This window comes from Hymenobacter glacialis, assembly GCF_001816165.1.
In the GTDB taxonomy this organism is placed as follows: Bacteria; Bacteroidota; Bacteroidia; order Cytophagales; family Hymenobacteraceae; genus Hymenobacter; species Hymenobacter glacialis.
Genome location: NZ_MDZC01000060.1, coordinates 1 through 17,775 on the forward strand (window position 1 = coordinate 1; position 17,775 = coordinate 17,775).

The window sequence follows — 17,775 nt, forward strand, 5'->3', positions numbered from 1 at the left end:
TTCGGCCTGGGGCATTTTCGCTTAAAAGCTCAACTCTATTTGACTGGGCTCAAAGCCATGCACCAGCAACTAGCCCAATTCACCGCGTAACATCAGTTATTTAGTAAGCTAGATTATGTAAAAGCAATTATCGATGATGTGAAATTTAAATTCGAAGGATATAATCTCACTATTCATAATATCACCACAGATTATAGACAGCATTTAGAGAATGTTCGGGAATCTGTTGCAGACGCTGCAGAAAGCATCAGGCAAAAGCATCCGTTATTCCAAGCTGAACCTCTGTTCGTGTTCTTGAATCAAACACTTGTAGATTATTCGCAAAAAATGCCAACGAGCGCAGGAATTGAATGGCATCACCCCAACTTTCTCCGTCCTTTACAGGAGCATCTTGCTAAACATTTCTTGCGTGACAGCCGGATACAAAATATATTGGTTGAAGGGCGTAGGGCATCTATTTTAGCTGGCCGTATAATTCATGAGGCAGAGTCTATTATCTCTATACTAACACAATACAATGCTGCATTAAGCAAGGTATTAAAGGAATTAAAAACCGAATGTGAGTTTATTGAAGCCGTATTGGTGACGACTTGAGGACATTATTTCCGAAGTTGTAATTTTTGAGAGTGTATTTCCCCGCCAAAAAGTCTGCTTTCCACCTCTCGCACCCCATTTGCTAGTCCCTTCGTACAGCTTCCTAACTCGAAGCACCCACTTAGAGACGAACGGAAATGGACTTTAAAAACTTCACCATCAAGGCGCAGGAGGCCGTGCAGAAGGCCACCGAAATTGCCGGCGCCAACCAGCAGCAGGCCGTTGAAACCGGCCATTTGCTGAAGGGCATCTTCCAGAGCGACGAGAGCGTCTTCTCGTTTCTGGCCAACAAGCTGGGAGCCAACCTCAATATTCTCACGCCGCGGCTCGATGCCATTGTGGCCGCCTACCCCAAGGTGAGCGGCGGCTCGCCCTACTTCGCCAACGACGCCGCCGCCGCCGTGCAGCGCGCCAACGCCGCCATGAAGGACATGGGCGACGAGTTCGTGTCCATCGAGCACCTGCTGCTGGGCATCCTCTCCGGCCGCGATGCCGTGGCCACGCTGCTCAAAGACACGGGCTTCAACGACAAGGACTTGAAGGCTGCCATTCAGGAGCTGCGCGGCGGGCGCAAAGTCACCAGCCAGAGCGCCGAAGACCAGTACCAGAGCCTCAACCGCTACGCCGTGAACCTCAACGAGCAGGTGCGGCGCGGCAAGATGGACCCCGTGATTGGCCGCGACGAGGAAATCCGCCGCGTGCTGCAAATCCTCTCGCGCCGCACCAAAAACAACCCCGTGCTGCTCGGCGAGCCCGGCGTGGGCAAAACCGCCATCGTGGAGGGCCTGGCCCAGCGCATCGTGGCCGGCGACGTGCCCGAAAACCTGCGCGACAAAGTCATCATGAGCCTCGACATGGGCCTGCTCGTGGCCGGGGCCAAGTACAAGGGCGAGTTTGAGGAGCGCCTCAAGGCCGTCATCAAGGAAGTGACCGACTCGGATGGGCAGATTGTGCTCTTCATTGACGAGATGCACACCCTCATCGGGGCCGGCGGCGGGGGCGAAGGCGCCATGGACGCTGCCAACCTGCTCAAGCCCGCCCTGGCGCGCGGCGAGCTGCACGCCATCGGGGCCACCACGCTCAAGGAATATCAGAAGTACATCGAGAAGGACAAGGCCCTCGAACGCCGTTTCCAGGCCGTGGTGGTGGACGAGCCCACCCAGGACGACGCCATCAGCATCCTGCGCGGCATTAAGGAAAAGTACGAGCTGCACCACGGCGTGCGCATCACCGACGACGCTGTGATTGCCGCCGTAGAGCTCAGTTCGCGCTACATCACCGACCGGTTTTTGCCCGACAAGGCCATCGACCTCATGGACGAAGCCGCCGCCAAGCTCCGCATCGAGCTGAATTCCATGCCCGTGGAGCTCGACGAAATCCAGCGCCGCATCATGCAGCTCGAAATTGAGCGCGAAGCCATCCGCCGCGAAGACAACCGCGACCGCGAAGCCGTCCTCAGCAAGGAGCTGGCCGAGCTGAACGACAAGCGCGACACCCTCAAAGCCCGCTGGGAAAGCGAAAAAGCCGTTCTCACCGGCATCCAAACCCAAAAGGAAGCCATCGAGCAGTTCAAGCTGGAAGCCGAGCAGGCCGAGCGCCAAGGCGACTACGCCCGCGTGGCCGAGCTGCGCTACGGCAAGATTCAGGAAGCCGAAGCCAAGCTGAAAGCCCTCCAGGACGAAGCCGCCGCCAACAAGGACGGCGGCACCATGCTCCAGGAAGTGGTGACCAGCGAAAGCATTGCCGAAGTGGTGGCCAAGTGGACCGGCATTCCGGTGAGCAAAATGCTGCAATCGGACCGCGAGAAGCTGCTCCAGCTCGAAGCCGAATTGGGCAAGCGCGTAGCAGGCCAGGCCGAGGCCATCGCGGCCATTTCGGATGCCGTGCGCCGCTCCCGCGCCGGCCTGCAGGACCCCAAGCGGCCCATCGGCTCGTTCATTTTCCTGGGCACCACCGGCGTGGGCAAAACCGAGCTGGCCAAGGCCTTAGCCGAGTATTTGTTCAACGACGAGAATGCGATGGTGCGCATCGATATGAGCGAGTTTCAGGAGCGCCACTCGGTGTCGCGCCTCATCGGGGCACCTCCCGGCTACGTGGGCTACGACGAAGGCGGGCAGCTCACGGAAGCCGTGCGCCGCAAGCCCTACTCGGTGGTGCTGCTCGATGAAATCGAAAAGGCCCACCCCGATGTGTTCAACATCCTGCTGCAAGTGCTCGACGATGGCCGCCTCACCGACAACAAAGGCCGGGTGGCGAACTTCAAGAACACCATCATCATCATGACCTCGAACACGGGGGCCGACCTCATCCAGAAGAACTTCAAGGACCTCAACGAGTTCAACCACGACGAAGTAGTAGACCGCACCCGCGACGAAGTGCTGGAGCGCCTCAAGCAGCACATGCGCCCCGAGTTCCTGAACCGCATCGACGAAATCGTCATGTTCCAGCCCCTCAAGCGCAAGGAAATCCGCAAGATTGTCGACATCCAGTTCCGGCAAATCCAGCAGCGCCTGGCCGAAGCCGGCATCCAACTCGAAGCCACGAGTGAGGTTCTGGATTACTTGGGCGAAGCCGGTTTTGACCCCCAGTTCGGTGCACGTCCGCTGAAGCGCGTGCTCCAGCGCGTCATTCTGAACGAGCTGTCGAAAGACATTCTCTCCGGCCGCGTGACGAAAGATGCCGTGGTAGAAGCGGTGCTGGAAGACGGCGCGGTGAAGTTCGAGAACGTGGAGATGCCGGCGGTGTAATTTGTTGGTTGCGTTTTGAATGGAAAAGTCCCGCTGGCATCTGCTGGCGGGACTTTTTTATTAGCGCAAGGTTCTGACTAGTAATGCCTGAACATTAGCGATAGCGGGGAAGGGAATTGACTGGAATAAAATGCTCTGGCCGTAACCTCTTTGCAAGTTTTCTGGGCAGCGTACGTACTTGCGTGTACTGAAAAATTACTTGCTCCTCTTTAGCCTTGGCGCCTCGTGACAGTTGATAAATTCCATAGGCCATTATTGGAGTTGCGATGGCTAATCCTAGTTGTGCACCGAATACAAAAGCACCAAGGCTCCCATGTTTCTTATTTGACGGGTCGTCGGCGGAAGCAACCACCAAAGGGGTTAAAAATAAAGTTATGCCTCCCAGTGCTGTTGTTAATACCCCTCCTGCGCGTCGGTTGGCAAACACCCGGTGCAGCGCTGCAACAGTGTCAGCCAGAGTGCGCGCGGGGGGAGTGTAGATGGGAGGCAGCTGGCTTATCCGAGTGGAATCGGAAAGGGTTTGCCCACAAAGTGGGCCGGAAAGGAACAGCAGCAGGCAGAGGATACGCAACATAGCAGTACGGTAGACAAAGCGAAAGGTACGTCGCGGCCCTCAGGTGCCGCAAGTTTAAGCGCAGTCATAACTCGGCAATTGGCAAATGCGCCCCAGGGTGGTTTCAAGGAAATTATTTTGGTGCGAGTTATAGCTTCGCTCAGTGTCCGGACCGCAGTTGCGGTTCGCTAAACTTGCGCCGACGCTATGACCTAGGAAACTCCCCGAGCCTTCGCCGCTGCAGCCACGGCGGCTGGAGAGGGGTAGAAGCTAAAGACAATTTCGCTACTGGTGCCGCTGGGGTAGCAGCATGGGCTGTTTCATGTGTTAGCTGATGGCTAGTAGTCGTTAGCTCTATTTTATCGTATTTTTGACTACTACTCACTCATTCCAATCCGCATGGATACCGCCGCCATCACCGCCCACATCGAACTGAACCCGCAGGTGCGCTTCGGCAAGCCGGTGGTGAAGGGCACGCGCACGACCGTGGCCGAAGTGCTGGAAATGTTGGCCAACGGCATGAGCGCCACCGACATTGGGGAAGATTTTCCGGTTATCGGTGCGGCGCAGGTCCGGGCCTGTCTGCTGTATGCAGCCTATAAGGAAAGCATCGTGCTGCTGGCCGCTGCATAGCTGCTTATGCGCCTGCTGCTAGACGAGAATATCTCCTGGCACTTGGCCGCCTACCTGCGACCGCATTGCGCGGCGGTGCTGCACGTTCGCGACATTAACCTCGGACAACAGCCCCGACACTAGTATCTGGCGCTACGCTAAGCAGCACGGCTACGATGTGCTGACCAAGGACGAGGATTTCCTGCGGCTGGTGCTGGTCGAAGGGTTTCCGCCCCGCGTGGTGGCGGTGCAAAATGCACAGGTACCCGTGGTGAAGCTGGCGGAGTTCCTACTGGCGCGGCTGCCGCAGATTCAGGCGTTTCTGGGGCCACAATCGGAATTTGGGCTATTGCAACTGCGGCTGCCGTAAGCAGAAACTGAAGACACGCCCGCTACAATTGCCGCTGGGTTGGCGGCCGGGGCTAGCGATTAGCTGATGGCTAGTAGTCGTTAGCTTTCAAGAAATCCAATTCCAATTCTGGCCCTGAACCAGTTGCTGAAAGCGGGCGTTATCTTTACCTCACCCCCAAACGCCTACCGCCATGTCCATTACCCTTGAGTTGAGCGACGAAGTGACGCAGCAAGCCGAGCACTATGCCCGGCAACAGGGTCGCAGCTTGGTGGCGCTGGTAGAGGAGTATCTGCGGCAGTTGGCTGCGAAGCCGGTGCCGCCGCTGGCCCCGGCCGTGCAGGAACTATATGGTATCCTGGAGTTGCCGGCCGGCTTTGATTACAAAACGCAGCGCGACGAGCAGGCTTCCTGATGCGCCATTTCTTTCTGGATACCAACGTTGTATTCGACTACCTGGGCCGGCGCGAGCCAAATGGGGCAGCGGCGGTATCACTGTTTCAGGCCGCCTACGATGGGCGAATAATACTGCACGTTTCGAGTCTGAGTTTTAGCCACGTCTTCTACACCTTGCGCAAGCAGTTCGGCGCGGAGCCGGCGCGGGAAATGCTGCGCAAAATAGCCCGACTGGTGCAGGTGACAGCCGTAGATGCTGCCGTGGTGGAAGCCGCGCTGGAATCGACCTTTACGGACGTGGAGGATGCGATGCAGCATTTTGCAGCGTTGGCTTTGCCGGAGGTAGAGGCCATGGTGACGGGCGACCCAAAAGGATTCAAAGAGAGCCAGTTGCTTGTGTTGAGTCCAATGGAGGCTTGGGGACTGGTGAAATAGCCAGAAGCTGATAACACTTTTGCTACTTCGGTCGATTTGGGTGGGGGGCGGGGCGTGGGGGTGGCGGTTAGCTTTTGTTCTGCGTATTTTTGTCAGGTTCCCACAAAAGGTACCCAACGCCATGCTTCCCGTCCAGACCAAAGCCGAAGTTATTGAGCGTCTGCAGCAGCAGCGCGAGCAACTGCGGGCGCTGGGCGTGGCGCAGCTGGGCTTGTTCGGCTCGTTCGTGCGCGACGAGGCCGGGCCGGAAAGTGACGTGGACTTGCTCGTAGATTTTCAGGAAGGACGCAAGACGTTTGAGGGCTTCTTCGCGGTGATTGACTTTTTGGAAGCGTTGCTCGGGCGTGAAGTAGAGCTGCTGACCCGGCCGGGGTTGTCGAAATACATCGGACCGCATATTTTAAAGACGACCGAATATGTCCTCCCCGTTGCCGCTTGAGCGGCTGATGCACATCCGCGACGAAGTACAGTTCTTACAACGATGCCGCGCTAAACTGCCTGATTTGGTAGCACTCATAGCCGACGAAGTGATGAGCCGCGCCATTATAAAAAGTATTGAGATTATCGGTGAAGCAACCAAGAATGTGCCAGTAAGCTGGAAAGAGGCATATCCACAAGTCAAATGGCGCAACATTGCCCGTATGCGCGATAAGCTGACCCACCATTATTTCGACACGGATTTTGAGTTCGTGTGGTTGGTACTGCACGGAGAAATCGACCTGTTGGGAGAAACTGTAGGGCGAATGATAAGGGAGTTGCCAGAATCTGGTGAGCTTTTAGGGCGATGAGGGGCTTAATGGCCACTGTTTACCAATATATTTTTGTTGCTGGTGCCGGCGGGGGGGCGAACGCTTTACAATTAGTGGCTTTTGTACCCAAAATCGTATCAAAATTCCCCAAAGGATTGCGTTTGGCACAGCGTAACCCGTAGCCAGCTACGCTGAAAGGGATGTACTTCTACTTTCGCACCACGACAAAGAGATAACCACAGCCTCACCAAGTGCCTGCTCCGCGATACGCTGCTCCCTTGTAGATTTGCCGCATGTCCGTTTTTCAGACTTACCTCGAGCTCGGGTTTCTGCACATCTGCACCCCGCGCGCGGCCGACCACCTCACGTTTCTGCTGGCGCTGTGTGCGCCTTATGTGCTGGCCGACTGGCGGCGGGTGCTGGTGCTGGTCACCAGCTTCACGGTGGGGCATTCGCTCACGCTGGCCCTGGCCACGCTGGGCGTCGTGGCGTTCGACCGCACACTTATCGAAGCGCTGATTCCGGTTACCATCATCGTGACGGCGCTAGCCAACCTGCGCGCCACCAACCGGGTACTGCGGCCGCGGGAGCCCGTGCTGGCCGCCGCGCCCAATGCCCTGGCCCTGGTATTCGGCCTCATCCACGGCTTAGGGTTTTCCAACTACCTGCAGTCGTTGCTGGGCAACAATAGCCGGCCCGTGCTGGAGTTGTTCGCCTTCAACGTGGGCGTGGAGCTGGGGCAGGTGCTGGTGGTGGGAGGCATCCTGCTGCTGGGTGTGGTGCTGCTGCAGGCCGTGCGCGTGGCGCGCCGCGACTGGCTGCTCACCACCAGCGGCGCGGCACTGGGAATTGCCACGGTGCTGCTGGTGCAACAGTTGTGGCCCTAAGAGGGTATAGGGTAAAAACATAGGGATTTACCTTTGCAGGATGAATCGCCGTGCTTATTCAACCGATTTAACTGACGAGCAATGGCTTGTGGTGGAGCCCTACGTGCGTACGAGTGGCTATGGACGGCCGCCGCTGCATACCAAACGGGAATTGCTCAACGCCATTTTCTACCAAGGGCGGGCCGGCAGCGCCTGGCCGTTGTTGCCGCACGACCTGCCACCCTGGCGCACGGTCTACAAGCAGTTCGGGGCCTGGCGCAAGGACGGGACCTGGGACCGGCTCATGGACGGGCTGCGCCGGGCCGTGCGCCAGCCCCAGCGCGCGGCCGAGCCCACGGCCGGGGCCATCGACACGCAGTCCGTGCGGACGGGCGCTAAAAGGGGGGCTGTTACGGGTACGATGCCGGCAAGCAAGTAGCTGGTCGTAAGCGCCATATCGCGGTCGACACGGAAGGCTTGCCGCTGGCCGTGCAGGTCCAATCGGCCAGTGTGCAGGACCCGGTGGGGGCCGGTTCGGTGCTGGCCGAGGCCAAAGCCCGCGCCCCAAACCTGCAACTCGTCTGGGGCGACGGCCGCTACCAAGGCCCCCTCGTGAACCACGCGGCCCAGGCGCTGGGCCTGCGGGTGGAAGTGGTGAGCAAACCACCCGGCACAAAGGGCTTCACCGTGCTGCCCCGCCGCTGGGTCGTCGAGCGCACGTTTGCCTGGCTGGGCAAGTACCGGCGCCTGGCCGGACGGGATTACGAGACCAATCCACGCAACAGTGAAGCCTGGATTAAAATCTGCCTCAGCAACTTAATGCTCAGACGGCTCGCCAAACGGCCAATATCGAAACCTGACGATTAATTTATCCTATACCTTCTAAGGGACGCATCTGCTCGCCGGCTGGCACTTTTTGCAGTAAGCGGCGGGTTTTGCTTTTGTTGGGGCCAGCGCGCTTTCCCACAGCCTGCTACCTATTTGGCGAACCTGCCGCAACCCTGGCGTATCTTCGACGCCTTTCTCGACTATTGCTTCAACTGCTTTTTTCTCTTTACTTTTTTTCCATGCGTCGTTTTCTATTTGCCGGCTTGGTGCTGGCCTTGGCGGGTTCCCAACCGGCTTTAGCGCAGAACACCAACTCGGGTACCGACAAATTTGCGCAGCTCGAAACGCTGCTGCCTACTCCCAACGTGTACCGCACCGCCAGCGGCGCGCCGGGCAAAGAATACTGGCAGCAGCGGGCTGATTATGACATTCAGGTCACGCTCGACGATGCCAAGCAAGCCATCACGGGCCGCGAGACCATCACCTACACCAACCTCTCGCCCGACGTGCTGCCCTACATCTGGATGCAGCTCGACCAGAATATTCTGGACAAAAACTCCATGACCAAGGCCACCGAGGTGAGCCAGCTGCAGGACCGCATGCCGTTCCAGTCGGTGGAAGCCATGCTGGCGGATTTCGACGGTGGCTTCAAGATTGATGCCGTGACCAGCCGCGACGGCAAAACCCTCAAAACGGTGATTAACCACACCATGATGCGCGTAGACCTGCCCACGCCCCTGCGGCCCGGCCAGTCCTACTCCTTCAACGTGAAGTGGCACTACAACATCAACGACCAGCTGAAGGAAAACCAGCGCAGCGGCTACGAGTACTTCCCCGAGGACAAAAACTACCTCTACGAAATTGCGCAGTTCTACCCGCGTATGGCTGTGTACTCCGACAACCAGGGCTGGCAGCACAAGCAGTTTCTGGGCAACGGTGAATTCACGCTGCCCTTCGGCGATTACAAGGTGAGCATCACCGCGCCCGCCGACCACGTGGTGGCCTCCACCGGCACGCTGCAGAACGCCGCGCAGGTCCTCACCGCCACCCAGCAAAAGCGCCTCGCGCAGGCTAAAAATGCAAAGAAGCCCGTGCTCATCGTGAGCCAGGCCGAGGCCGTGAGCGCCGAAGGCAAGCGCGCCACTGGCACCAAAACCTGGGTGTACGCCGCCAAAAACGTGCGCGACTTTGCCTGGGCCAGCTCGCGCAAGTTCATCTGGGATGCCATGGAAATCAAGCAGAGCGGCAAGCCCGTGCTGTGCATGAGCTACTACCCCAAGGAGGGCAACCCGCTCTGGGGCCAGTACTCCACCGAAGTGGTGGCGCACACCATCAAGACGTATTCCAAGTTCACCATTCCCTACGAGTACCCGGTGGCCATCTCGGTGCACGGCCCGGTGGGCGGCATGGAGTACCCCATGCTGTGCTTCAACGGCGGCCGGCCCGAGAAAGATGGCACCTACTCGGCGCAGCGGAAATACGGGATGATTTCGGTGATTATCCACGAAGTGGGCCACAACTTCTTCCCCATGATTATCAACTCCGACGAGCGGCAGTGGTCGTGGATGGACGAGGGCCTCAACACCTTCGTGCAGTACCTCACCGAGCAGGAGTGGGAGCGCAACTACCCCTCGTCGCGCGGCGAGCCCCGCAACATGGTCAACTACATGAAGACCGATAAGACGCTCCAGTCGCCGATTATGACCAACTCGGAGTCGGCCCTGCAGTTTGGCAACAACGCCTACGGCAAACCCGCTACGGCCCTCAACATCCTGCGCGAAACGGTGATGGGCCGCGAGCTCTTCGACCACGCCTTCAAGACCTACGCCCAGCGCTGGGCCTACAAGCACCCCACCCCCGCCGACTTCTTCCGCACCATGGAAGACGCCTCGGCCGTGGACCTGGACTGGTTCTGGCGCGGCTGGTTCTACACCACCGATTACACCGACCTGGCCCTGGAGTCCGTAAAATCCTACACCCCGAGCACCGGCGACCCGGCCGTGGAAAAGGCCCGCCTCCAGCAGCTGCAGGCCGCCGCGGCGCCCTCCATCTCGGCCCAGCGCAACGCCACCGACCTGAAGAGCACGCTCATCGACGAGAAGCCCGAGCTCAAGGACTTCTACAACGAGTACAACCCGCTGGCCGTGACCGCCGCCGACCAGCAGCGCTACGCTGCCTACCGCGCCGGCCTCAGCCCCGAGCAGCAGCAGCGCTTGGGCCAGCAGCAGTACTTCTACGAACTGACCCTGCGTAACATGGGCGGCCTGGTCATGCCCGTCATCGTGCAGCTCACCTACGCTGACAACTCTAAGGAAATCCAGACGATTCCGGCCGAAATCTGGCGCAAAAACAACGAGCGAGTGACCAAGGTGATGGTGACCAAGCAGCCCGTCATCAGCTTCGTGCTCGACCCTTTTCAGCAAACGGCCGACACCGACCAGAGCAACAACGCCTTCCCGCGCCAGCCTGCCGCCTCGCGTTTCGACCTGTACCAGCAGCAGCAGCAGGCTCCCGCCAACCCCATGCAGCAGGCGACCAAAGCGGCCAGCCCCATGCAGAAGCAGGAGCAGAAGCCTGTGGGTGGGCAATAATCAATGATTGCGTCCAACTACAACGCATAAAAAAAGCGGCTCAATTGAGCCGCTTTTTTTATGCGTTGTAGTTGGTTAGCGTTTGCGAGCTTCGCCGCCTACCATGCGCGAGATAACCCCGTGGTCCTTGGTGAGCTCGGCCCACACCACGGCAACTACGTGCACCACGAAGAAGCCGAGAATGAGGTACATCGTGAAGTTGTGGACTTCTTCAACCTCGTGCTTGATGCTGCGTAAAAAATCCGCGTCATTTCTGTAAATCAGAAGGAGGCCACTGATGACCATGACGGTGAGAAACGCATAAAACAGGGCGTAGGTACCCTTGGCAAACAGCAACTTGCCGGCTTCCCTTTTGCCCGTGGCGGGGGCGAGGCGGTAGCGCCGGGCCACTTCCATCAGCCGCGCCGAAAAGCGCATTTCCGAAGGGCCGCGCAGCTCCTGTCCCACGCGGAATACAAAAAAAGCCGCCATTGCCCAGCCAAAGTAAATGTGCCACTCCCAGATACGTTCGCTGAGAATGTGGGTGAGTGAGCGGGCCTGCTTCACGGTGAGGGCAATGTTTTCCTTGGCCATGGTTTCCTGAAACTCCGGCCCGGCCGAGCGGGCATCTACAATCACCTCCTGAAACAGGATGGTGATGAGCTGCAGGCTGACCAGCAAGGAGTTGCCCCAGTGCCAGAACCGCAGCGGCGCGCGGTAGTCTTTGGTAGGAGCTTCGGTGGTTGGGGTAATGGTGGGCGTCATGAGCGGAAATAGGGGAGCAGGTAGTAGTTAAGAGGGCCGCGTGGCTGCGTCCAGGGCCGTGGCCGGCTGCGGCGTGGTGCGGCCGGGGTATTCGCGCAGGGCGTGCTCCAGGCAGGTGAGGGCCGCGGCCAGGTCGCTACGGTTGAGCACGTAGGCAATGCGCACTTCTTGCCGGCCCAGGCCCGGCGTGTGGTAGAAGCCGGTGGCTGGCGAGAGCATTAGGGTCTGGTTTTCATAGGAAAAGCTCTCCAGCAGCCATTGGCCAAAGGCATCGCTGCTGTCGATGGGCAGGTGCGCCAGCACGTAAAACGCGCCGCCGGGCCGGGGGCACACCACGCCCGGCATGGCCTGCAGGCGCGCCACGGTAAGGTCGCGCCGGGCGAGGTACTCGGCCTTGCTCTCGTCGAAATACGATTCCGGCAGATCGGCCGCGGCTTCGGCCAGCAGCATGCCTAGCCCGGGCGGGCTCACCCGCATCTGGGCAAAGCGAAAAGCCGCACTGTACACTTCTTGGTTTAGCGTAACCAGGGCCCCAATGCGCGCCCCGCACGCGCTGTAGCGCTTCGAGATGGTGTCCAGTACCACCACGTAGGGCGCGGCACCCGGCAGCTGCAAGGCGCTCACGTAGGGCGCATCGTAGCAAAACTCCCGGTACGCCTCGTCCGACAACAGGTACAGCTGGTGCGCCTGGCACAGGCCCAGAATGCTCTCCAGCTCGGCGCGGCTGTACACGTAGCCGGTGGGGTTGCTGGGGTTGCAGATGAGCACGGCCCGCGTGCGCGGCGTAATCACGCGCTCAAAGTCGGCCAGGGGCGGCAGCGCAAACCCGTCTTCGATGCGCGCCGTGACGGGCACGATGGTGACGCCCGCCGCAATGGCAAAGGCGGTATAAGTGCCGTAAAATGGCTCGGGAATGATGATTTCGTCGCCGGGATTAAGGCAGGTGAGCAGCGCAAACAGGATGGCCTCGCTGCCGCCGGTGGTCACAATAATGTCTTCGAACGCCACGGGCAGGTTGGCCCGCTGGTAGTAGGCTGCCAGCTTGTGGCGGTAGCTTTCGGTGCCCGCGCCGTGGCTGTAGCCCAGCACGCGCACGTCGGCGGTGCGCATGGCGGCCATGGCAGCGGCCGGCGTTTCAATATCGGGCTGCCCAATATTGAGCGGGTACACAATCTTGCCCTGCTGGCGGGCGGCTTCGGCGAAGGGACCCAGCTTGCGAAACGGCGAGACCGGCATGTCCTGCCCGCGCTGCGATACTTTTAACATGAAGCAAAATTAAGTCATTTGGCCATGATAACTACCTTACTAACGGGCCCAATAACCCAGCGCATTTTTTAAGTCGGTATGCCAATTTTCAGGCTCCCCTCTCCTTAGGAAAGGGGCAGGGGTGAGGTGCCTCGGCTGCGCCATGTACACCAACCTACAGATACTTCTTATAAAGATTGAACAGGATGCGCCGGTCGGCTTCCGTTAGCGGGCCATTCACGTTCTGCTGAATAAAATGCAGCTTGAAGGCCTGAATCGCGGCGGGCAAATTCCGAGTGTCGTACCCAATAATACGTAACGCTTCCTGGGGCTTGAAAGTGGAAACAGGAGCGTTTGCCGCCGCCAATTGCGCGTCGATGACGGCCGTGTTCACCGGCGCCAGCACCGTGCCCGGTACCGCCCCAACACCCGCCAGGGCAACTAGGCTATCCAATGGCAGGGGAGGCGCGGGGTCCGGGCTGGGCAGTGGCCCGGCGTCGTACCACAGGCCAAATCCGCTGTCGGCCAGCCGCTTCCAGGGAAACAGCACGCTTGGGTCGGTCTTGCGACTGGGCGCAATGTCGGAGTGGCCGATGAAGTTGGCGGTGGGGATGTTGTAGGTTTTCTTCAGGCCCGCCAGCACTTTCAGCAGGCTGGCTAGCTGGGGTTCGGCAAAAGACTGGAGGCCGTTGTTGTCCAGCTCAATGCCGATGGAGGAGGAGTTGATGTCGGTGTCGTTGCCCCAGCGGGCCACGCCGCCGTGCCAGGCTCGTAGGTAGTCGTTCAGCATGTGATACACCCGGCCGTCGCGCCCAATCACATAGTGGGCGCTCACTTGCGTGCGCGGCAGCGTGAATGTCCTCAGCGTCTGGCCCGTGGAGTCCTGCGCCGTGTGGTGAATGACCACTATGTTGGGCTTGCGCATGTTGAAGTTGGTGGTGCCCACCCAGTACTGACCCATCAGGAGGCTGTCGGCGCCGGGCGTGAGCACGGGCGTGGCGCGCAGGGCCTCCGCGTAGGCCTTCACCTGCTGCTGGTAGGAGCGGTTGGTGGTTGCGTAGGGGTTTTTCTGGACGGCGCAAGAAGCCAACGCACCTGCTAAAACTAAGTAGCTAAGCCTTATTGGGCGTTTCCAGAACATCCATCTATATTCGCAAAATAATGTACGCTTCTTAGTCTCTACCATTGATTTGATGAATCATTCAAATTTAACTGCTGCTGCAGTCTTCACAGCTATTCTGGGCCTCGCTAGCTGTAAAAAGGAGACTGAAATTATTGTAAAGGAAGTCGAGAAGAAGAATAGTTGGTCAGAGGTGGGGGTATTTAACGGTTTCGAGCGGGTGATTCTCAGCACTGGCAGCAATGGCCAGTCTCTTTACTTTCAGCATCCTAACCTGTTTACTCGCTTTACCAATCAAAATCCCGTACGGGGAAGGCGTACTTCCGTCAACCCGGTTTCGGATGTGAGGGTGCGCCTAGCCATCGGAGCTCAGATTCATGCTTATCCAGAGGTGGACAGCATTCTGGCTATTGCTCGCAACGACGAACCGCTGAACTACCGCCACTACGTGGAGTTGAAAAAGGTTGACCCAACAGGTATCCGGTTAAATACTCGACTGTTTAGCTTGTCTAAAGGGATGGCGATTAACCAGAACAACTACGTGCTGGCCCCCTACGATAACAATCGTCCTTCCAGGCCCTTCACGTTTTTGCTGGTAGCTGTTACTCCAGGAGCCCCTGGAATGCCGGTTACGGGCAGTACACGCCAAGTGGTTATCCCTCAAATAAATAACTCCGGAGGATACGTGCGCAACCTTGCGGCCATTGATGATTATTTCCTGGTTAATCTGGGCGATGCCGGCATTTACAAAATCAAACAAGATGGCACTTTTCGTAAAGTGCACCCAGGGGCAATCGTTGATGCTTTCTACAAGTGGAACAACGTGGTTTATGCTCCAGCAGAATACAACGAAATCCTGACCTCCACTGATAATGGTGACACCTGGCTGAAATCCACCGGTACGCCCGACCAGTTCACCTTAGCTAGTTACTACCCGGTACGCGACAGCTTGGTGGGAGTGCATTTCGGTAGCCTCTACACGCTGCGCTGGAACGGCCCGCGCTTCACCATGCGCGCCCTTAAGAATGACGGCTTGGAGCGCGCCACCATCACCGGCATCGAATACCTGCGCGACACCGTGTACGTAGCCACAACCTCGGGTTTGTTTGCCCGGCCGGTTAAGACGTTTTTTGAAACCAAGCTATAAGTGGTCTGCTACAGCAAAAAAGCCCCCGCGACTTTCGTTGCGGGGGCTTTATCGTTTTGGTAGGCACCCGCTAGCGCAGGCGCTACGGCGGACTTACTTGGCGTAGGCCACGGCGCGCATCTCCCGGATTACGGTGATTTTAATCTGGCCGGGGTACTGCATTTCCTTCTCAATCTTCTGCGAAATTTCGAAGCTCAGCTCGGCGGCGCGCTCGTCGGTCACGTTCTCGGCGTCTACCATCACGCGCAGCTCGCGGCCGGCCTGAATGGCGAAGCACTGGTTCACGCCCTTGAAGCCGTTGGCGGTTTCTTCCAGCTGCTTGAGGCGCTTGATGTAGCTTTCCATCATCTCGCGGCGGGCGCCGGGGCGCGAGCCCGAAATGGCGTCGCAGGCCTGCACCAGCGGCGAAATCATGGCCGTCATCTCAATCTCATCATGGTGGGCACCGATGGCGTTTACCACGTCGGGGTGCTCTTTCCACTTCTTGGCCATCTCCATGCCCAAAATGGCGTGGGGCAGCTCGGGCTCCTCGGTGCTCACCTTGCCGATGTCGTGCAGCAGGCCGGCGCGCTTGGCTTTCTTCACGTCGAGGCCCATTTCGGCGGCCATGGTGGCGCAGAGGTTGGCTACTTCGCGTGAGTGTTGCAGCAAGTTCTGGCCGTAGGAAGAACGGAAACGCATCCGGCCCACCATCTTAATTAGCTCTGGGTGCAGACCGTGAATGCCCAGGTCGATGATGGTCTTCTCGCCAATCTCAACGATTTCCTCCTCAATGTTTTTGCGGGTTTTGGCCACAATCTCCTCCACGCGGGCGGGGTGAATCCGGCCGTCCTTTACCAGCAAGTGCAGCGAGAGGCGGGCAATTTCACGCCGCACCGGGTCGAAGCCCGAGATAATGATGGCCTCCGGCGTGTCGTCCACGATGATTTCCACACCCGTGGCGGCTTCAAGCGCCCGGATGTTGCGGCCCTCGCGGCCAATAATTTTGCCCTTCACGTCGTCGCTTTCAATGTTGAAAATCGACACGCAGTTCTCAATGGCGTGCTCGGAAGCAGTGCGCTGAATGGTTTCCAGCACAATCTTCTTCGCGTCTTTGGTAGCGGTCAGCTTGGCCTGGGCCACGGTGTCCTTCACGTAGGAGCTGGCCTGAATCTGGGCCTCGTTTTTCAACGATTCCACCAGTTGCTCGCGGGCTTCGGCGGCGGTCAGGTTGGCAATGGTTTCGAGCTGGCGCTGCACGCTGTGCAGCTGCTCGTCGGCTTCTTTTTGCTTCTCCTCGAGTTCGGCTAAGGCTTCTTCGTGGTCGGTGCGGCGCTTTTCGGCCTGACTTTCCAGCTTCTCGCGGAGCTGCTGGGTGTCGGTCTGGTTTTTCTCGCGGGCCTTGTCCAGCTCCACTTCCTTGCGCTGCAGTTGTTCCAGCTGGCGCTGGGTGGTTTCGGTGAGCAGCTTGATGCTTTGCTCCTGCTCCACCACGCCCTGGCGGCGCTCTGTCAGCTCCTGCTCCAGGGTTTGCTTGAGGCGGCGGCTTTCGGTGTCAAATTCGTTGCGCAGGTTCTTGAACTTGTTCTTGGATTGCTCCAGTCGCTCGTCGGCCTGCTTTATCTTTTCGTCGCGGAGGCGGTTGCCTTTCTCCTCGGCGTCGCGGAGGATTTGTTGGGCCTGGGCCGTGGCCTGGCCTTCGTGGTCCAGCCGGGCTTTGCCGGCCAGCATCTTGCCAAGCACGAAGCCCGCCGCAAGGGCGACCACCGCGGCCAGCAAGATGTACATTATGGTTGGTGACATGTAATTATGGTTTTGGATGGGTAAAAACCATAACTGGAGGGAACAATTTTGCCCGGGCTACAGGCGGGAGCGGCCGATTGCCGCGCTCGCCCTGCCGGGCCAACGAGTGTGCGGTGCTGCGCGCGGGTATTACCGCGTCAGCACCACGCCTGCCAGCAGCTCGTCGAAACGAGCCAGCCGCTCGGTCAGCGCCGCATCGGTGCCGTCCTTTTCCTTGCTCACTTTCAATTGGTCGGCCATGGTGGCCAGCGCAATCATGGCCAGGAGGTCCTGCTTGTCCTGTATGCCGTAGCCTTCTCTGAATTCGCGCAGCTTGTCGCCCAGCAGCCGCCCGGCCAGGCGCAGCCGTTCCTCATCCTGCACGTCCACGCGCATGGGATAGTCCCGGTCAGCAATACGAATTTTGATGGCTAGCTCGCTCATAAAGCGGGTGTTACGGCGGTGGGGTGAGGGTCAGTGGGTTAGTCTCTCAAATAGGCAAGACACTTGTCCAGTTCGCGGATATATTCGTTGAGGCGCAGTTTTAATTCGTTGGCATGGGTGGGTTCCCCAGCTATGGTGTGTACAAGTTTAACAATATTTTCCTGGTTTTGGCGCTCCTTGAGTTGCTTGTCCCGCTCGCGCACGTCGGCCCGCAGCTGCTGCACGTTGGTGTTGGCATCGGCCAGCTCCTCACGCAATTGCTGATAGGCAGCCACTAAGGTGCTAATCTGCCGTTCCAGGCGGTCGAGTTGCGCAAGCTGTTGGGAGGAGGCCACGGGCAGGATAAATTTTTGCGTGAAGATAAAGCCAGTCCCCAAAAGCTACGCTTTACCCGGAACTGGTTTGCAACTTACTACTCAGGCAGCTTTGCAAAAGTTGATAGGCCGCCCACTTGCGCACGCCTGGCCCGCAAGCGGAACCGTGCCAGCCGGAAAAAAAGAACGTCCTGCCGGGTTTGTCAAAGCCGTTCGCCTGGAAAGTAATGGAATACTCTCGCAGTAAAAATGCTTCAACAAGCTCAGCAGGACGTTCCGC

The 17,775-nt window shown here is 58.6% G+C and carries 21 protein-coding genes; 14 read left to right on the forward strand and 7 right to left on the reverse strand.

Features of this window, described 5'->3' with window-relative positions; translation table 11 throughout:
* Nucleotides 1-138 precede the first annotated feature (138 nt).
* Both BEN48_RS18730 and clpB read left to right on the forward strand, forming a co-directional pair.
* Nucleotides 139-594: a hypothetical protein gene (locus tag BEN48_RS18730; protein ID WP_125932556.1), complete on the forward strand. Its 456-nt coding sequence runs from the start codon at nucleotides 139-141 to the stop codon at nucleotides 592-594.
* Nucleotides 595-731: 137 nt separating this feature from the next.
* Entirely contained in the window at nucleotides 732-3,341 is a 2,610-nt protein-coding gene (gene clpB / locus BEN48_RS09225; RefSeq protein ID WP_070734306.1) for an ATP-dependent chaperone ClpB, read from the forward strand.
* 94 nt (nucleotides 3,342-3,435) lie between these two features.
* Here clpB and BEN48_RS18735 read toward each other — a convergent pair whose 3' ends face one another.
* Complete coding sequence (locus tag BEN48_RS18735) at nucleotides 3,436-3,915, reverse strand: hypothetical protein (RefSeq protein ID WP_125932557.1); 480 nt, start codon at nucleotides 3,913-3,915, stop codon at nucleotides 3,436-3,438.
* Between the two features lie 378 nt (nucleotides 3,916-4,293).
* Between BEN48_RS18735 and BEN48_RS09230 the strand changes: the two genes are divergently transcribed.
* The 11 genes from BEN48_RS09230 (at nucleotide 4,294) to BEN48_RS09270 (ending at nucleotide 10,720) form a co-directional block, all read left to right on the forward strand.
* Complete coding sequence (locus BEN48_RS09230; RefSeq protein ID WP_070734308.1) at nucleotides 4,294-4,527, forward strand: DUF433 domain-containing protein; 234 nt, start codon at nucleotides 4,294-4,296, stop codon at nucleotides 4,525-4,527.
* A 6-nt stretch (nucleotides 4,528-4,533) separates the two neighbouring features.
* Nucleotides 4,534-4,650, forward strand: a complete 117-nt coding sequence (locus BEN48_RS19955; RefSeq protein ID WP_158010139.1) for a DUF5615 family PIN-like protein — start codon at nucleotides 4,534-4,536, stop codon at nucleotides 4,648-4,650.
* A 1-nt stretch (nucleotide 4,651) separates the two neighbouring features.
* Nucleotides 4,652-4,876: a DUF5615 family PIN-like protein gene (locus BEN48_RS19740; protein WP_262490086.1), complete on the forward strand. Its 225-nt coding sequence runs from the start codon at nucleotides 4,652-4,654 to the stop codon at nucleotides 4,874-4,876.
* A gap of 172 nt (nucleotides 4,877-5,048) precedes the next feature.
* Nucleotides 5,049-5,270: a DUF6364 family protein gene (locus BEN48_RS09240; RefSeq protein ID WP_070734311.1), complete on the forward strand. Its 222-nt coding sequence runs from the start codon at nucleotides 5,049-5,051 to the stop codon at nucleotides 5,268-5,270.
* Entirely contained in the window at nucleotides 5,270-5,686 is a 417-nt protein-coding gene (locus BEN48_RS09245; protein WP_070734313.1) for a PIN domain-containing protein, read from the forward strand. Before BEN48_RS09240 ends, BEN48_RS09245 begins: the two co-directional genes overlap by 1 nt.
* A gap of 121 nt (nucleotides 5,687-5,807) precedes the next feature.
* Nucleotides 5,808-6,125: a nucleotidyltransferase family protein gene (locus BEN48_RS09250; protein WP_070734314.1), complete on the forward strand. Its 318-nt coding sequence runs from the start codon at nucleotides 5,808-5,810 to the stop codon at nucleotides 6,123-6,125.
* A complete protein-coding gene (locus tag BEN48_RS09255; RefSeq protein ID WP_070734316.1) occupies nucleotides 6,103-6,474 on the forward strand; it encodes a HepT-like ribonuclease domain-containing protein in 372 nt (123 codons plus the stop codon). Before BEN48_RS09250 ends, BEN48_RS09255 begins: the two co-directional genes overlap by 23 nt.
* Before the next feature lie 254 nt (nucleotides 6,475-6,728).
* The gene (locus BEN48_RS09260) at nucleotides 6,729-7,322 is read left to right on the forward strand and encodes a HupE/UreJ family protein (protein ID WP_070734317.1); all 594 of its coding nucleotides are present in this window, start codon (nucleotides 6,729-6,731) and stop codon (nucleotides 7,320-7,322) included.
* A 40-nt stretch (nucleotides 7,323-7,362) separates the two neighbouring features.
* Nucleotides 7,363-7,740: a transposase gene (locus BEN48_RS19405; RefSeq protein ID WP_206599839.1), complete on the forward strand. Its 378-nt coding sequence runs from the start codon at nucleotides 7,363-7,365 to the stop codon at nucleotides 7,738-7,740.
* 17 nt (nucleotides 7,741-7,757) lie between these two features.
* Nucleotides 7,758-8,168, forward strand: coding sequence for a transposase (locus BEN48_RS19410; RefSeq protein WP_206599841.1), 411 nt, complete (start codon nucleotides 7,758-7,760; stop codon nucleotides 8,166-8,168).
* A gap of 200 nt (nucleotides 8,169-8,368) precedes the next feature.
* Nucleotides 8,369-10,720 carry a M1 family metallopeptidase gene (locus BEN48_RS09270; protein WP_070734319.1) on the forward strand — a complete coding sequence of 784 codons (2,352 nt, stop codon included), beginning with the start codon at nucleotides 8,369-8,371 and terminating at the stop codon, nucleotides 10,718-10,720.
* A 75-nt stretch (nucleotides 10,721-10,795) separates the two neighbouring features.
* Here BEN48_RS09270 and BEN48_RS09275 read toward each other — a convergent pair whose 3' ends face one another.
* The 3 genes from BEN48_RS09275 to BEN48_RS09285 form a co-directional block, all read right to left on the reverse strand.
* A complete protein-coding gene (locus BEN48_RS09275; protein WP_070734321.1) occupies nucleotides 10,796-11,464 on the reverse strand; it encodes a cytochrome b/b6 domain-containing protein in 669 nt (222 codons plus the stop codon).
* A 27-nt stretch (nucleotides 11,465-11,491) separates the two neighbouring features.
* Nucleotides 11,492-12,730 carry a pyridoxal phosphate-dependent aminotransferase gene (locus BEN48_RS09280; protein ID WP_070734323.1) on the reverse strand — a complete coding sequence of 413 codons (1,239 nt, stop codon included), beginning with the start codon at nucleotides 12,728-12,730 and terminating at the stop codon, nucleotides 11,492-11,494.
* A 154-nt stretch (nucleotides 12,731-12,884) separates the two neighbouring features.
* Nucleotides 12,885-13,799, reverse strand: a complete 915-nt coding sequence (locus BEN48_RS09285) for an N-acetylmuramoyl-L-alanine amidase (protein WP_241502227.1) — start codon at nucleotides 13,797-13,799, stop codon at nucleotides 12,885-12,887.
* Nucleotides 13,800-13,902: 103 nt separating this feature from the next.
* Between BEN48_RS09285 and BEN48_RS18740 the strand changes: the two genes are divergently transcribed.
* Nucleotides 13,903-14,976 carry a hypothetical protein gene (locus BEN48_RS18740; protein ID WP_125932558.1) on the forward strand — a complete coding sequence of 358 codons (1,074 nt, stop codon included), beginning with the start codon at nucleotides 13,903-13,905 and terminating at the stop codon, nucleotides 14,974-14,976.
* 93 nt (nucleotides 14,977-15,069) lie between these two features.
* Here BEN48_RS18740 and rny read toward each other — a convergent pair whose 3' ends face one another.
* The 3 genes from rny to BEN48_RS09305 all read right to left on the reverse strand — a co-directional run bounded on the left by rny (nucleotide 15,070) and on the right by BEN48_RS09305 (nucleotide 17,516).
* Nucleotides 15,070-16,686, reverse strand: coding sequence for a ribonuclease Y (rny, locus tag BEN48_RS09295; RefSeq protein ID WP_394330930.1), 1,617 nt, complete (start codon nucleotides 16,684-16,686; stop codon nucleotides 15,070-15,072).
* A gap of 201 nt (nucleotides 16,687-16,887) precedes the next feature.
* Nucleotides 16,888-17,181, reverse strand: coding sequence for a cell division protein ZapA (locus BEN48_RS09300; protein ID WP_035564663.1), 294 nt, complete (start codon nucleotides 17,179-17,181; stop codon nucleotides 16,888-16,890).
* Nucleotides 17,182-17,219: 38 nt separating this feature from the next.
* Nucleotides 17,220-17,516 (reverse strand): hypothetical protein, encoded by a 297-nt coding sequence (locus tag BEN48_RS09305; RefSeq protein WP_070725362.1) that lies wholly within the window; start codon nucleotides 17,514-17,516, stop codon nucleotides 17,220-17,222.
* Nucleotides 17,517-17,775: the final 259 nt, after the last annotated feature.